The sequence below is a fragment of the Streptomyces sp. NPDC054783 genome (assembly GCF_053611725.1).
The window spans coordinates 407,983-423,295 of the sequence record NZ_JBSHAY010000002.1 but is presented as its reverse complement, the minus strand read 5'-3'; the positions used below and the strand labels follow the sequence as shown (position 1 = coordinate 423,295).

13 protein-coding genes are annotated in these 15,313 nt (G+C 68.5%); 7 read left to right on the top strand and 6 right to left on the bottom strand.

What is annotated here, in order from left to right:
• Positions 1-211: 211 nt before the first annotated feature.
• From ACWGJ5_RS06200 to ACWGJ5_RS06190, 3 genes are all read right to left on the bottom strand, one after another.
• Entirely contained in the window at positions 212-3,517 is a 3,306-nt protein-coding gene (locus ACWGJ5_RS06200; RefSeq protein WP_453308594.1) for a hypothetical protein, read from the bottom strand.
• Between the two features lie 262 nt (positions 3,518-3,779).
• Entirely contained in the window at positions 3,780-4,052 is a 273-nt protein-coding gene (locus tag ACWGJ5_RS06195; RefSeq protein WP_453308593.1) for a hypothetical protein, read from the bottom strand.
• A 150-nt stretch (positions 4,053-4,202) separates the two neighbouring features.
• Entirely contained in the window at positions 4,203-4,967 is a 765-nt protein-coding gene (locus ACWGJ5_RS06190; RefSeq protein WP_453308592.1) for a DNA-methyltransferase, read from the bottom strand.
• Positions 4,968-5,588: 621 nt separating this feature from the next.
• On the opposite strand from ACWGJ5_RS06190, the gene ACWGJ5_RS06185 reads away from it, so the two are divergent.
• The 7 genes from ACWGJ5_RS06185 to ACWGJ5_RS06155 all read left to right on the top strand — a co-directional run bounded on the left by ACWGJ5_RS06185 (position 5,589) and on the right by ACWGJ5_RS06155 (position 12,763).
• Complete coding sequence (locus tag ACWGJ5_RS06185; RefSeq protein WP_453308591.1) at positions 5,589-6,716, top strand: C40 family peptidase; 1,128 nt, start codon at positions 5,589-5,591, stop codon at positions 6,714-6,716.
• A gap of 67 nt (positions 6,717-6,783) precedes the next feature.
• The gene (locus tag ACWGJ5_RS06180; RefSeq protein WP_362129475.1) at positions 6,784-7,092 is read left to right on the top strand and encodes a DUF6112 family protein; all 309 of its coding nucleotides are present in this window, start codon (positions 6,784-6,786) and stop codon (positions 7,090-7,092) included.
• The gene (locus ACWGJ5_RS06175) at positions 7,092-7,778 is read left to right on the top strand and encodes a hypothetical protein (RefSeq protein WP_453308590.1); all 687 of its coding nucleotides are present in this window, start codon (positions 7,092-7,094) and stop codon (positions 7,776-7,778) included. The genes ACWGJ5_RS06180 and ACWGJ5_RS06175 overlap by 1 nt, the downstream gene beginning before the upstream one ends.
• Positions 7,779-7,809: 31 nt before the next feature.
• Positions 7,810-9,180 (top strand): SCO6881 family protein, encoded by a 1,371-nt coding sequence (locus ACWGJ5_RS06170; protein WP_453308589.1) that lies wholly within the window; start codon positions 7,810-7,812, stop codon positions 9,178-9,180.
• Between the two features lie 90 nt (positions 9,181-9,270).
• The gene (locus ACWGJ5_RS06165) at positions 9,271-10,740 is read left to right on the top strand and encodes an SCO6880 family protein (protein ID WP_453308588.1); all 1,470 of its coding nucleotides are present in this window, start codon (positions 9,271-9,273) and stop codon (positions 10,738-10,740) included.
• A 43-nt stretch (positions 10,741-10,783) separates the two neighbouring features.
• Positions 10,784-11,239, top strand: coding sequence for a DUF6238 family protein (locus ACWGJ5_RS06160; protein ID WP_453308587.1), 456 nt, complete (start codon positions 10,784-10,786; stop codon positions 11,237-11,239).
• Between the two features lie 18 nt (positions 11,240-11,257).
• Entirely contained in the window at positions 11,258-12,763 is a 1,506-nt protein-coding gene (locus ACWGJ5_RS06155) for an ATP-binding protein (protein WP_453308586.1), read from the top strand.
• A gap of 259 nt (positions 12,764-13,022) precedes the next feature.
• Here ACWGJ5_RS06155 and ACWGJ5_RS06150 read toward each other — a convergent pair whose 3' ends face one another.
• The 3 genes from ACWGJ5_RS06150 to ACWGJ5_RS06140 form a co-directional block, all read right to left on the bottom strand.
• Positions 13,023-13,553, bottom strand: coding sequence for a hypothetical protein (locus tag ACWGJ5_RS06150; RefSeq protein WP_362129493.1), 531 nt, complete (start codon positions 13,551-13,553; stop codon positions 13,023-13,025).
• A gap of 25 nt (positions 13,554-13,578) precedes the next feature.
• A complete protein-coding gene (locus ACWGJ5_RS06145; RefSeq protein ID WP_453308585.1) occupies positions 13,579-14,910 on the bottom strand; it encodes a hypothetical protein in 1,332 nt (443 codons plus the stop codon).
• A gap of 67 nt (positions 14,911-14,977) precedes the next feature.
• On the bottom strand, positions 14,978-15,178 hold the full coding sequence (locus tag ACWGJ5_RS06140; RefSeq protein WP_453308584.1) for a hypothetical protein: 201 nt from the start codon (positions 15,176-15,178) through the stop codon (positions 14,978-14,980).
• Positions 15,179-15,313: the final 135 nt, after the last annotated feature.

Sequence of the window (15,313 nt, the reverse complement as noted above, 5' to 3'; positions counted from 1 at the left end):
GCGGTTGTTCCACCAGAGCGGTGGAACAACCGCCCTCCTCCGCATTCTGCGCACGTCATCGGCGCGGGCAGGGTGGGGGTGCGGAACGGCATCGCCCAGGTGCTGGCGCATGGAGGTTGGCCGAAGCCGCCGATACAGACGGTGAGGCTACACCGCATCACGGTCTGCGGGGCGGAACCTCAACCTCATCGGGTTCCGCCGCGCTGCCGGATCAGGCCCGTGTCCGGCCTGGGGCGCCGGCCCGGTCAGAAGTCGTCCGTCGCGCTCCCGCGCGTGACCGGATGCTGTGGCGCGGGTCGCCGCACAGGATCTGGCGAATCGCGTCGATCTCCGGGCCTTCCACGGCCGCGTTCGCGGCGGCATCGGCCAGGACCCGCCGCACGCGGAAGTCGGGGTCGCGGACGAGGCGCAGGGCGGTCTTGTGATGGCGGGCGGGGAACCGCACGCACAGGACGGCACTGGCCTGGCGGACGCCGAAGTGGTCGTGGGTGGCGAGCAGTCCGGGGTCGACGGTGCCGGCGATGTCGATCGGGAGCCTGCACAGCGCAGCGGCCGCCTCGTGGACATCGTGCTCGTCGCGGCTGCCTAGCAACTCGGTCGCCTGGTCGCGGACCCACGCGTGCTCATCAGAACTGGAGGCCGCTGCAGCAGCGAACATGAGCGCGGGGCCGCGCAGCGACGCCGACCCGATGTTGACCTGGAACGCGCTCAGAGGGTGCGGGCTGCCCGTGAGTACTTCGCCCAGGTAGCTGTCGGACTCGTCGCCGACCACCAGGCTCGTGACGGCCTGGAAGGCGTAGCGCCGGTCCGGTTGCGGTCGACCCACGACCAGGTTCCCCGCCACAGTCAGAGCCTGTTGCCGCGTAAAGGCGACCTCCCGCCCGTCGCTGGCGATCGCCAGGAGTTGCTGCAGGCAGGCCTTGCGATCGTCATCGTTCAGGCCGCGAGAACGGGCCACCTGGTAGGAATCGGGCACGAGGGTGGAGCCGATCTGGGCGATGCCAGGTGTGGGTGCGGGTCGCTGAAGAATCCGGTCGCGGGCTTGCAGGGCCCGCAGCAGTGTCTTTGGATGAGCGGGCTCGAACAGCGCGCGGGCGACATCGGCGAGGTACAGGCCCTTGTCGTCTAGGTCGCCGATCCGGTTTCGAAGTTCAGCGATGGCCTCGTCAGACAGCCCTGACTCGCTTGCCTGGGGGGCCTCGCCCTCGGGCGTGCGGATCAGACCGATCAGTTCGTCGCCGACCAGCAGCTGGAGTGCCTCTTGGATTCCTGCCTCGGCCAGGTCGAACAGTCGCGTGAGGGCCCGCTTCGCCGCGCTGGGATGGGCTTTGGCGATCGCCACGCACGCCTGGGCGTGGCTCTGGTCAGAGTGATGGAAATGGTGCGGCTCGCGGGGCACGTCCGCGGCCAGGAGGTCCAGGAGTTTCAGGGCCTGCTCGGGGGTACCGCGGCCGGCGAGTGAGCAGGCGGTCTGGGTTGCCTGGTGGGTGAGCGCGCGCGTCGGCGACTCGGTCAACTCACCGGCGCGGCCTCTCTCGGCGAGGGTGGTGACGGCGCCCATGAGTGACTGCGCCGTGTCGTCGTCAATGAGGTCGGCCTGTGCCTCGGCGAGCGCGGCGTCGGCGTGAAGTACCCACCAGGGCGCGTCGCCAATCGGGGTACTGGGCAGCGGGTGGTCTCCCATCGCGGCGGCCAGTGCCCGCAGCTTCTCTGTACGGCCGGCGCGGCGGTATAGGCCGGCCGCCAGGCGGGGTTCTTGGTTCGCGGCGTAGAGGTCGCCAAGGAAGTCGAGGGCCTCTAGTTCGCCTCCCCAGTCGCCCGTGACGGTAGCGTCGACCAGCCAGCGGCGTGCGGACAGCACCGCCTCAATGGGTTTGGCGTTCCCCTTCGCGGACAGGGCGCGGTCGCGCGGCTCGCGGGAACGGACCAACAGGCGGGCTGTCCCGGTGCCCCGTAGTGCCTGTGCGAGCCGGTGCTCGTCGTCCAGGTCCCCCCAGGGGCCGAACAGAGTGTTCACGGCACGGATCGCGTACAACCAGTCGGCGGCTTCCTCGGCGAGCCCAGCGTGGATCGCGTCCTCGACGGCATCGCGCCAGTGGTCCAAGGCCGTGTCGGCGATGCTCTCCCACACGCACCGGCGGGCCTCGCGCGCGTTCACCCACGCGGCCAGCCGTCCGGGCAGCTGATGCCAGCGGGCCAGACGCTGCAGTTCGGTGCGTTCGGCCGGGTCGTACTCGGCCCGGACGAGACGCAGGCGCATGAGCGTCTCCTGCGCCTCAAACACCGATGTCCGCTGCTGTTCGATGGCGCCGCGGATGAGCGTGTCCAGCGCTGGCAGTGTTTCCGGAGCCCAGACGAGAGTGTGCTCAGCAAGCAGCAGCACCAGGACGGGCCGGTACTCCGGCTCGGTATCCGTGGTGTCTTCCAGAGCGGCCCGTAGCGCTTCACACGGTCCCAGCGGGTGAGCAACGACCTCGAGCGCGGCGCGGACCATGTCGGCGTGGCGCTTGATCAACGGCGCGGCCTCGCTGCCAGCCTCAACCGCTTCCGTTGCCACGCGCTCGAGTTGTCCGGCCAGGGTCCTGGACTCGCTCGTTTCGCCAGCGTGGATGGCGTTGACTGCCAACTGCGCCGCCAAGCGGGCCGCCTCGTCAAAGAGGCAGGCGGCCTGCAGCGCGTCGAGCTGCCTTTTCCTCAAGACGATGGCGTGGCCAAGGAAGCCGGCTTCCTCCAGTTGCCGGGCCAGGTCCACGTACAGGCGCGCCGAGACCTTCGGTGCCGTGGCGCGCTGCTCCTCCGCCTGCCGCAGCAAAGGGCTCACGGCACTGGTCTTCAGGGGACCGATGAGGATCTTCTCGGCCTGCTCAACGCGGTCGGGCAGCGGGATCGGGATCCCGGCGAGAGGGGCGTCCGTGCAGAACGCCTCGGCCGTCTCGCGTGTCCAGAACCGGGCGACCACATTGCCGAGGGACCGAAGACGCTCGTTGATCTGCTCCGAGCCCCACAGCTCCAGGTCGAGGTCGGGGTGCTCGTTTTCGAGGGCGTCGAGTTCGTCGGCGAACTGGGTGGCTTCGGTGGATCCCGACGTCGCGATGATCAGGTGCTTCGCGCCGAACGGCCGCCGACCGGTGGCGAACTTCTCAACTGCTGCCCGCAGAACGGCAGGCGTGAACTGCTGGTAGTCCTTGCACTGGACCACCGTGGTGCCGTCCGGACCGCGTCCGGCCAGGTCAATCCCATGCTGTGACTGGCCCTGCACGCCGTAGCGGCGGAACCTGACCCGGTGAAGTCCCAGCCCGCTGTGGCAGACAGCGAGCATCAGCTTCTCGAAACGGTCCCAGCCGATATGCAGGTTCAGATCCTCACCGGGCGGCACGTTGCCCGTGGTGCCCGGCTCGGCGGAGGTTTTGAGAACAGGGTCTTGCAGGTAGTCCTGCCACGCGGCATCAGGCTCATCGGTCCCGGCTGTGGACGAGGAGCACACCGAGGCGGGCAGGATCGGGGCTATATCTGACACGCCACTAGTCTGCGGTGTGCCACTGACAAATACCCCGGCCTGGCGCCTTGGAGACCGGCGCAGCCGCGAACAGCACAGTGGAGTGCCCGGCTGCGGCCAGCTGGCTCTCGTGGCGGGCGTCTGCACCGCCATCTGCCTCTCTTTACGTCAGTCTGGGACGGAGAGGTCGGCCGCCGACTACGCCGACCACGTTCTGGGCCTGTCGTGGTATGGGGCCATCGCCGAGATCGTCGGTGCGCTTGACCACCTCCAAGGTCAGAGCCTATTTATCCCGGCACCAGCCGAGGAGGCCGCCGGTGTAGCCGCCGTCGGCCCAGACGAGGGTGACGTCGCGGTGCAGGCGCCGTAGTCGGGTCAGCAGGCCCGCCGCGGCCTCCCGGTCGCCGATGTTCGTGGCGGTGACGCAGACGACGAGGCGCAGACCGAGGGTGTCGGTCGCCAGTCGCGTCGGCCCGACACTGCCGGATGGGCCGGGCGCGGTGAGACGAGAAGGCCGTGGCGCGATCGTGCCACTCCGGATCCAACGGCCGCACAATCGCGCCCAGTTCCAAGACCGCTGGCCCCGGAGACTCGCTGCCCGTCACCGTCCACCTCCGGCGTTGCAGCCGATGCATCATCGTTGCGACGAACGTGGACGCCGGGGAATCCCCTGATCGTGTGCTCCAGGGCCGCGGTTTATGTACCGCTACTCGGCTTCCGGACCTACGAGAACGAAGTCTTCCTGGCTGCCCATTTGTTCCATCGTCTGCAATAGCCGCTCATTGGCGATGTTGGCGTAGTGCTCGGAGAGCTCGACTCCGATGAACTGTCGCCCCTCGCGCAGTGCCGCGACGCCGGTCGTGCCGGAACCAGCAAAGGGGTCGAGCACCGTACCGCCCGGCGGGCAGATCTTCACCAGTTCCTGCATCACTTCCACGGGTTTCTGCGTTATGTGCACTCGGTCCTTCCTGGGCTGGCTCGCGGTGTAGAGGCCGGGCAGGTAGACGGGGTGGCGGTCTGAGTCGACAGGGCCCTTGGTGCCCCAGACGATGTACTCACAGGACTGCTTGAGTCGACCCTTCTGCGGTCGGGAAACCGGCTTGTGCCACGAAGCGATGCCGCGCCATGTCCAGCCAGCCGCCTGGAATGCGTCGGTCGTGGTGGGCAGTTGCCTCCAGTCGGTGAAGACGAGCGCAGCACCCGACTCGACGGTTGCCCGGTAGGACTCCGTAAGCAGGAGGGTGAGCCAGAAGCCGTACGAACGCTGGTCACGGTTCTCGCCGGGGAAGTTGGCCAAGTCGTGCTCGGCGTCGCCCGAGGTGTACTTCGCGCGGGCACTGCGGCCGGTTCGTTCACTACTGGTCCGGCCGCCGCTGTTGTAGGGCGGGTCCGTGATGACGGCATCGACGCTGTTGTCGGGGATGCCGGCGAGAGCGGTCAGCGCGTCGCCTCGATGCAGGGTGTACGACATAGTGCGGTTCTCTCTTTCCGCAGGGAAGGTGTGCGCCCGATCTCGTTCCTGGGATTCTGCACACGTCGGCGTGAGTCGGCCCCCGAAGCAACTGCTCGGGGAGAGCGACGGGCTGGAGAGTAACCGCCCTTTCCAGCCACACCTAATGATGCTCGGCCTCCACGTTCGGGCCCCGGCTGTTAGCCAAGGCGTCGTTTGGTGCGGCCGGAATTCGTCTCTACAGTCTCGCCGTGTTCGACGGACGGGACTCAGATCCCGCCGCGTTGAGCGGTTCTGATGCGTGTCGCCTCGCCCAGGCGGCGCCACGCGCGGCACTCACGAGGCAGCCTGAAATTTCGGCCAGGGAGATTCTCCGTGTGGCGTGTGAGATTAAGAGCGCGGCTGGCTGCCGCTCTTCAGTAACGGGTTTCCAGAGGTCGGGAGTTAGCCGCTCCCGGCCTCTGCACCCCATCCCTGATCTCAGGTGTGAATTCCCGACCAGCGCGGTTCCGGTGACCTTTTCGACGAGAACGCTGGTGCTGCGCTGCCTACGAGTAAGGAGCTGCTGATGCAGCATGTCCAGGCACGCCCTTCCCCGCAGTCCGTCTCTTTCACCCACCGCTCGACGGATGGCCCGCGACCGTGAAGGCGGGCGCGGCGATAGTCGGGGCTGTGGCTCTCGGCCCGCTGCTGCTGATCGCCCCGCTCGCCATAGCTCTGGCCGGCGCGAACAGCGCCCAGGCCGCCTGTACGGGCGGCGATGCACAGGCTGTGGATTCCACGGCGGTCGCCCAGCAGGTGCGGTCGATCCTCAAGGGAGGCCGTGAGGCCACGGTGTCTATCCCAGGGCTGGACGATCCCGCGGAACAGATCCCGAACGCCAGGACGATCCAGGCCACCGGCGTCGCCATGAAAGTGCCGGCTCGGGGACAGATCGTTGCTCTGGCCACGGCCCTGCAGGAGTCGGGGCTGCGGAATCTGGACTACGGCGACCGGGATTCACTTGGTCTCTTCCAGCAGCGCCCCAGTCAGGGCTGGGGGACGGCCCAGGAGGTCCGCGACCCGGTGCACGCCTCGACGAAGTTCTACGAGGCGCTGCTGAAGGTATCCGGCTGGCAGTCCATGACCGTCGCGCAGGCTGCGCAGGCGGTCCAGAAGAGCGGCTTCCCCAGCGCGTACGCCAAGTGGGATCCGCTGGCCACGGCTCTTCAGAAGGCCATCGCCAAGTCTCTGTCATCGGATTCAAGTGCCGGCGAAGGCGACGGGGGCGAGCAGACGGATTCGTCGCCTGGCGCGTGCAGCACCGGTGAGAACGGTGCCGAGTTCGGTCCGATCCCCGCCGGCTCCATCCCCGAGGGCTACAAGATCCCGGCCGATGCGTCCAAGCCGATCCGCTCCGCCATCCGCTGGGGACTCGGCCAGCTCGGCACTCCGTATCAGTGGGGTGGCGCGTGCACCGATCCGCACGGTCAGGACCCGATGGGCCGCTGCGACTGCTCGTCCCTGATGCAGGCGTCGTACAAGGCCGGTGGCATATCGATCTCCCGGACCACGTACACGCAGGTCAAGGAAGGCAAGGCGGTCAGCGTCAGCGCTCTCAGGCCGGGTGACCTCCTCTTCACGCGCGGCACGGCCGAGGTCCCGGAACACGTCGGGATGTTCATCGGTGACGGCCTGATCCTGCAGGCGCCTCGCACCGGTGACGTGGTCAAGATCTCGACCCTCGCCGAGTGGCGTCCGGACGTCCTCGCCGCCCGCCGGATCGCCTGACCGGCTTCCCCCTCCCCCTGGCTCCCCCTTCGGGCCTTCGAGCGCCCAAAATCGTACTGGAGTTCCAATGAAGCTCATTCAGCACGCCCAGATCCTGGCGTACAACCCCGGCGTCACACCGAGCTCGGGCGGCCTGCCGGGCCTCGACGTTCTGAAGAAGGTCATGGGCAGCATCAACATGTTCGGCATCATCGCCACGGTCGGCGCCCTCGCCATCTCCGCCCTCGTGTGGGCCTGGGGCCACCACAGCGGCGGCCATCAGGCGGAGGCCAACGGCAAGAAGGGCACGGTCGTTGCCGCCGGCTGCGCTCTGCTGTTGGGTGCGGCCAACGGCATCGTCGCGTTCTTCTCAGCGATGGGGACGCAGGTTCACTGATGCCAAAGGAACGTTTCCCTTTCGCCAGGGAGCGGACGTACGGAGCCCCGTCTTCTGTTCTGCGCCGCTCCTCGATCGGCGGCGTTGTCCTCGCTGTTCTGCTGGCCGTCGCCGGTCTGGTCGCGTACTTCACCCGTACGCAGAACCCGTCCCCGGCGAAGGCCACCCCCGCGCCAGCGTCCTCCTCCGCGTCCCCCGCCCCGGCTGCCACCGCGCACGGCGGGGAGGCGGTGGCCGCGCCGCCCAGGACGACCGATCCGATCGAGTTCGCCAAGGCCGCCACCAAGGTCCTGTGGACCTACGACACCCGGGTCTTCTCCCAGGCCGAGCACCTGGCCGGCCTCAAGCGGTGGATGACCGGCGAGAAGAAGGACGCCGACTGGAAGTCGGTCACGGACCAGGTGCCCAGCCCGGTGCTGTGGGCGCGGATGCACGACAACGGGCAGCACGCCAGCGCCCGCGTCGGCGAGGGCCACTTCCCGCAGGCGTTCAAGACCGCCCTGGCCCAGGACCCCGGCGCGATCACCGAGGCATACGTCTACGCCGTCACGGTCACCGGCAAGCAGTCCATCGTCTGGAAGGGCTCGGGCGCCGGAGCAGAGTCCCGCTCGACGACCCTCGCCGTCCAGTGCCGCCCCCACCACAACTGCGCCCTCGTCGGCGTGCTGCCGAACGTGGCGCCGTGATCGCCGCCGATTCCCGAAAGGAGGTGTCCTCATGGGGGCTTGCGACCTGCCCGTGATGGACACGGTCTGTAACACCATCGGCGGCGTCGTCGGGTCCACCGGCGAGGCGGTCACCGACGGCATCGGCGCCTGGATCGCCAAATCGATGGGCGAACTGGCCCAGGCCGCAGCGGACCTGGCTTCGAAAGCCGTCGACAAGACCACGGCCATCGACCTGAATGCCGAATGGTTCCGGAGCAACTACGAGCTGATCCTGCCCATCGGCCTCGTCCTGACCGTGGGGACCTTCTGTCTGCAACTCACCCGCGCCGCCTGGCGCCGGGACGAACGCGCGCTGGTTCAGGCGGTGTACGGCACTGTGGCCGGTGTCCTGTTCGCCTTCGCCGCCATCGCCTGCACCACTGTCGCGCTGACCGTGGTCGACGCGCTCAGTGCCGGCTTGTTCAGGGCGGCGAACAGTTCGGTGGACGACGCGATCCGGCGCATCATCGAGGTCAACGACCTGGGTCCGATGTACGCGTTGGGCTGGACGATCCCCGCCATGGTCGGCCTCGGGTGCGCTGTCGGCGCGTTCCTGTACTGGGCCGTGATGGTCGCCCGCAAGGTCGGCATCCTGATCCTGGTGACGCTGGCCGTGTTCGCCGGGGCCGGCGGCGGCTGGGAGGTTGCCCGGCGCTGGCGGCGTGGGTGGATCGAGGCGACCGCGACCCTGGTCGTCAGCAAGCTGTTGATGACGATCGTGTTCCTGCTGGGTGTCTCGGCCATGGGCAAGACCGACGCTTCCGACGGGCTCAGCGCTCTGTCGGATGCCATGGCGGGCATCGTCGTGATGGTGCTGGTGATGCTGTGCCCGTACGCGACGTACCGGTTCGTGCACTGGGCAGCCGACGGCTCGGGCCATGACGACCTGCACCGTACGGGCGTCGCAGGGATGGCTGTGGCGGCCGGTGCGGCGAAGACCGCGGGACAGCTCGCGGTCCAGGCTGGCACAGGGATGCGGGCTCCCCAGGGACCGGCAACGATTCCGGGCCAGGGCTCCGGCGGAGTCGCCTCCGGGATCGATCCGACCGGCGCATCCGGTGGTGATGCCAAGCCGAAGCAGACCCACTTCCGCTTCGGTGAGGACGCCGGCGCGACCGGAGACAAGGGCCGGGCGCTGATCCGTCGCCCTCCCACGGACGGCGACCGCGGAGTCCCGCTCATCCGACGCCCCGGCGACAGCCCGGAAGCCGACTCGGCACCAGTGGTCTCCGGACCGACACCACAGGGCGCCTCCGTCGCACGCCCGCAGGTCACGCACCTGGATCCGCCGGCACCACGGCGCACCGGTCCTGCCCCACAAGGTGACGCCACCCCGCCACGGTGGATCTATCCCGGCCCCACAGACGGCTCGGGCTCGTAGCTGGCAGCTGACAGGGCGGGCCGAGGCCCCGCTCGGCCCGCCCCGTCTCCCCCTCTTTCTTCCCTTTCACGCTCCAAGGACGGCTTCGCCATGCTCCCTGACGCTCCGCACCCCGATGGACCGGGCACGGTCAAGTTCCCCCACCGCTCGCGCCGCGGCGTGCTGCTCGGTCTCTCGGCCCCACAGCTGATCGTCGTTGCCGCCTGCGGTCTGCTCCTGCTCGCGGTGCTGCTCACCTCCGGTGTGACCGGAGCGCTCAAGCTCCTACCGCTGTGGGCCGTCGTCCTCGCGGCGGTCTTCATCCGTCACCGCGGGCGCGCGCTCGCCGACTGGGCCCCGATCGCGATCCGGTACACACTCCGTCGCTTGCGGGGGCAGCTGGTCTGGCTCACCCGCCCGTCCACCCGGCCGCAGCGAGAGGGCCTGCTCCACCTGCCGGGCACGGCCGCCTCCCTGCGGGTGGTCACCTCGCCGGACGGACGTCTCGGCGCGGTGCACGATCCGCACCAGGCCACTCTCACCGCCGTGGTGAAGGTCTCCTCCCGCGCCTTCGCCCTGCTGGACCCGGGTGCCCAGGCCAGCAACGTCTCCGGCTGGGGCCGCACGCTGGCCGCGCTCGCACGCACCGGGCACATCGCCCGCGTACAGGTCCTGGAGCGCACCGTCCCCGACTCCGGCGACGCGCTCAACCGCTACTGGCACGAGCACGGAAACGCCCAGACCACGCTCGCCGGTCCCGTCTACAGCGACCTGCTGGCCGCCGCCGGCCCCGCCGCCGCACCCCACGAGGCGTACGTCGCTCTCGCCCTCGACCTCAAGGCCGCTCGCCGTCTGATCAACCAGGCCGGCGGCGGACTCACCGGAGCCTTCGCCGTCCTGGCCCAGCTCGCCTCCACCTTCGACCAGGCCGCCCGTACCTCCGGCCTCACGCCCGGGGGCTGGCTGCCCGCCCGCGAGATCGCCGCCGTGATCCGCACCGCGTACGACCCCAAGGCGTCGGCCGCCCTCGACCAGTGGTCCGACTCGGGCCGTCCGCAGGCCGACCCCGCGGCGGCCGGACCGGTCGTCCTGGTCGAGAAGGCCGACCGTATCCAGACCGACTCGGCCCACCACGCCACGTTCTGGATCGAGAACTGGCCGCGCATCGAGACCAACCCCGGCTTCCTCCACCAGCTCCTGTTCACCACCGGCGTGCGCCGCACCCTCTCGCTGACCTACGAGCCCAAGGGACTTGACGCCGCCCTCAAGGACGTACAGCGCAAGAAGGCCACCGTGATCGCGGACGCCGCCGAGCGTGCCCGCAAGGGCCAAGTCGACTCCGAGGAGGACTCGGTCGAGTACGCCGACATCAAGCGGCGTGAGCGCCAGCTCATCGCCGGACACGCCGATGTCGCACTCACCGGCCTGCTCACCGTGAGTGCGGACACCGACGAGGAGCTCAACGCCGCCTGCGCCGCCGTCGAGACGGCCGCAGTCGCCGCCCTCGTCGACCTGCGCCTGCTGACCTGGCAGCAGGCCGAAGCCTTCACCAACGCCGCTCTGCCGCTCACCCGCCCGTAGCGCAGCCCAGCACCACCGACCGCGCTCTACCGAAGGGCACCCCATGCCGACCGAGCCCCTGCCCGAACTGGCTCCGGACTTCGTCCCGTTCGCCACCGCCGCGCTCGACTTCCACCGGGCCATCAACATCCCCGTCACCCCGGTCGCCGCCAGCCGCACCGAACTGGACTCCCTGCACGCCCACCTGGTCGCCCTGTACGGACTGCTGGACGCCCACACCGCGCGGACCTCTCCCGTGGCCGTCGCCGAGGGCGATCACCTGAAGGCCTGCCGTATCCGGCTGTGGCAGGCAGCCGAGCACCTCCACGCCGCGTACCACGCGGCCCCACACCCGGTCACCGGCCGCCTTCCTGCTCGGGAGGCGTGCCGGACCCGCCTTCCCGAAGGCGCCCCCGACCTCACGGTTTGCCAGCGCCACCTCTCCACCGCCGCCCGGGTCCGCCGCGACCACACCCCGGCCGACCTGCGCGACCCCTTCACCGGCCTCACCCGCCACTGACCACCGGAGACCACCGCCATGCCCAGCCGAACCACCCGCGCCAGCGCCAGTCCGCTGTTCGTCCCCCGCAAGACCGACCGCCGTACGGCCCGCGCCTCCCGCGACCAGTTCGCCGCCGCCCGCGACAAGGCCCGCAACGCCGCCCCGCCCGAATCCCGCCGCGCCGAGACCGGCATCGATCACGAACTGCGCGCCACCTATCCAGCCGCTGGTCGCCCAGGGCCCGCCTCCGCCCGCAGCGGCCGTCTCAAGCTCCCTGCCCACCGGATGACCACCGCCACCGCCTCCGGCGCCTACCCCTTCCTCGCCGAGGGCGGCCTGGGCGCCCAGGGCATCTACGTGGGCCGCGACGTGCACGCGGAAGCCGCCTTCACCTACGACCCGTTCGCGCTGTACGGACGGCTCGACGGCTTCACCAACCCGAACATCCTGCTCGCCGGGATCATCGGCATGGGCAAGTCCGCCCTGGCCAAGTCCCTCGCCGTACGCGCCGTGGCCTTCGGCTACCGCATCTACGTGCCCTGCGACCCCAAGGGCGAATGGACCATGGTCGCTCAGGCGCTGGGCGGGCAGACCATCGCCCTCGGCCCCGGCCTTCCCGGCCGGTTGAATCCGCTGGACGCCCCCACCCGGCCGTTCGGCGTCAGCAAGGACGACTGGGCAGGCGAGGTCCGCAAGCGACGCCTGCTTCTCCTCGGCTCCCTCGCGAAGACCGTTCTGAGGCGCGACCTGCACCCGATGGAGCACACCGCGCTGGATGTGGCACTCGACCAGGCAGTCACCCACGCCGAAGCCGCCGGGACCACTCCGCTGCTCGGTGACGTCGCGTATGTACTCGGCTCACCCGCACGCCTCGACGCCGCACTCGGGGACCTGTCCGGACGTCTCGGACGGGCGGCCGAGGACCTGGCGCACGCACTGCGGCGCCTCGTCCACGGCGACCTGGGGGGAATGTTCGACGCGCCAAGCACCGTGGCCTTCGACCCGGCCGCACCGATGCTCTCCATCGACCTGTCCCGGCTCGGCGGCGCCGGCGAGGACACCGCGCTCGTCCTTGCGATGACCTGCGCCTCGGCTTGGATGGAGTCCGCGCTGGCCGACCCCACCGGCGGACGGCGGTGGGTGATCTACGACGAGGCGTGGCGCGTGATGCGGCACGTGGCACTGCTGGAGCGCATGCAGAGCCAGTGGAAGCTCAGCCGAGGGCTCGGCATCGCCAACATGATGGTGATCCACCGCCTCAGCGACCTGCTCACCGCCGGCGACGCCGGCTCCCGGGGCCGCGCACTGGCCGAGGGCCTGCTCACCGACTGCTCCACCCGCATCATCTACCGTCAGGAAGCCGACCAACTCGCTTCCGCGGCCGCCCTGCTGGGCCTCACCGGTGTCGAGACGCAGGCTGTCTCCGCCCTCACCAAGGGACGCGGTCTGTGGAAGGTCGCAGGCCGATCGTTCATCACTCAACATCTGCTGCACCCGCACGAGTGCGAGCTGTTCGATACCGACGCCCGAATGCACGCCTGAGCCGTCCGCTCGCGATCAAGGCCCTCCTGGGGAGCCGACGCATCGCCTCGGCTCCCCCTCTCCGCCCCGTCGCGCCACGCCTCTCCATACCGGAAGGCACACCCATGCACCTGAAGCACACGATCTGCCGCTGCCTCCCCGGCCTCGGCGATGCCTGTCGACACGAACCTGACGGCACCAGCTCGGCTGTCCGTTTCGGATGCAGGCGATCAGTCCCACCAGATCTGCCCACCGAAATGATCGGTCCCAGCAGAAGTGATCAGCCCTGGGTCATCTTGTTCAGGAGGGAGCCCGGTCTGTTCTGCTCACTGGCGAAGAAGCCAGCGATGCTGTCGAACGTCGTTCGTGCCGACCTGCCAGACAGGTACTGGTCGTACGCCGCACGTTGACCCCGACGTTCTTGCTCGGCCGTCGGCATCTCGTCCGCACGCCGCCAAACCACTTCAGCCTCGCGTATTGGTACTGGCTGGGGATACACCGGGTCACCAGAGCGGGAAACGACGAAGGCAAGTTGGTGAGTCGCCTGGTTCCGAGCCCATCGAGCCCCTTGTACAAGACTTCGGCCGTACTGATCAGTGCCCTCTTCGTACGTGGGGTCGTTCTTGCGAAGCTGTTCTTCGAGTGAGCATGCCCAGAAGAGGCACTCGGTGGCCGAGGCCAGCGCTCCGAGGATGTCTTCGCCCTCGGCAACGCGCGCCGAGTCCTGACCGAACCGTGCGATAGCGCGGTGGTAACCAAGCAACGCAGAGCCGAGCATCTCCAGGTCAACCTGGGAATCGTTGTTCGCCACGGTGGTCCTTTCGCTAACGGTCTCATCAGGCCCAGGGCACGCTACCCACGTCACCTACCGAACCACGGATTCGTCTGAGGTCTCTGTAACTGCCGTCGTACCCCACCGAGTTCATGATCAGCAACACGAGGTAGTGCCGGGCGAGGAGCCACGCGTCCCTCGTCAGGCCGTCCAGTCGGTACACCGGCTCCTGCGACTCCTGTGGATGCACCAGTCGGTTCCTAACCCACGTCACGACGTCGGCCCCGTCGACGTCCCTGTTCTCATCGGCCTTTGCGTCAGCGGCATACTGTGCGGCTGCAGGCAGAAGGTCGGGGTCGATATCGACAGGAATTCGGGCACCCCGCAGTACCGTTCGCAGCAGGTCATGTGCCGGGCGGTGCTTGTACTGTTGCTTTGTCAGAGCTCCGCTGAGGACGAGACGCTCCCACATGATGTGTTCCAGACCAGCCGTACCCATGATGATGCGGGGCTCGACGAAGTCACGGCTCCGTGTGGCGGAGATGGCATACATCATCTGAAAACGCAGCGGCACGCGTTTGTCAGGGGCACCAAAGGCATCGATCACGAGACTCAAGAAGTCGCCAAGCGATTCGTGGTCTTGGTCGTACCACCAACCATCACTGATCCTGCGCGCTGGGTCGCAGTGAGAAACTCCCCACTGCTCCCACACCACGCGACCGTCGCTGTCCTCGCCGACCGGCAGCATGGGAGCGGCCCATCGGCCGAGGGCAAACGAGATCCCGACGTGCATCGCGGCCAGCACGGGATCTACCTCGTCAGCTGTGAAGGGCGAGCCGTCGGCTCGACGCACTTCCATGACGTGCGTCATCACGTACACATCACTCGTGTGGAGATCGCACCAAACCCGCTGGTAGTCGGGGCGCACGTCGAGCGTGATCTTCCAACCGCCCGCTTGGTGCACCCAACGGCCTGACCACTCCTGCTCTCCGCTGGCAGTCTTCGCCACCAGTTTCAGCGGGCCGTGCCAGTTGGGCAGGTTGAACCAATGAACGACGACTCGGGTCAATGGAGCATTGGGGTCCCCGAATGAGGCCCCGTTCGACCATCCTCCGTCGATGTTGCGCGGCACTCCAGGCATGGACATGCCGCCCATTGGACGACGGAGCGTCAGGGAAACCTCGTCGCGGTTGGCAAAGCCTGGCGACGCCCCATCCCCAACCTTCCACTCGAAGCTGAAACCGTTAGAGCAGGTCAACTCGACACGCCCGGCAACGTCGGTTGCCCCTAGCCCACCGATCGGCCCATCGTGTAGAAGGACGACCTGACCCGGTTCGTTGTACGGATAGACGGGCGCAAGTGGTTGGCTCGCGGAGGACATGCTCGTCGTGGCCACGTAGCCACGGTAGTGAGGCAGCACCCGTCCGCGCCGACGATTTAGCGACAAGGCGGCACGAGAGCCCTCACGCTGACTGGATTCCCAGGTTCTCTGTATGCCCGCCCTCTCGGGGATGCCCCAGCAGGCCGAGTGCGGTCAGCACGGTGACGCACAGAGTCTTCCAGGCGATGAACGCACCACCGCCGTACAACACGGCACCAGCAATCTGCGTTCCTGTCGAGCGAGACAGAACACCCGCCAGTACGGCAATGAGCAGTGACGACATGAATGACACGATCACAAGGAGCACCTGAACGGGAAACGTCGGCCTCACCAGTCGATCCCTTCGTATGAGGGTAGTTGACCAGTCGGCAGGCAGCCTCAGCTCGACCACCGCTTCCGATGGCCTGCTGAGACTCCG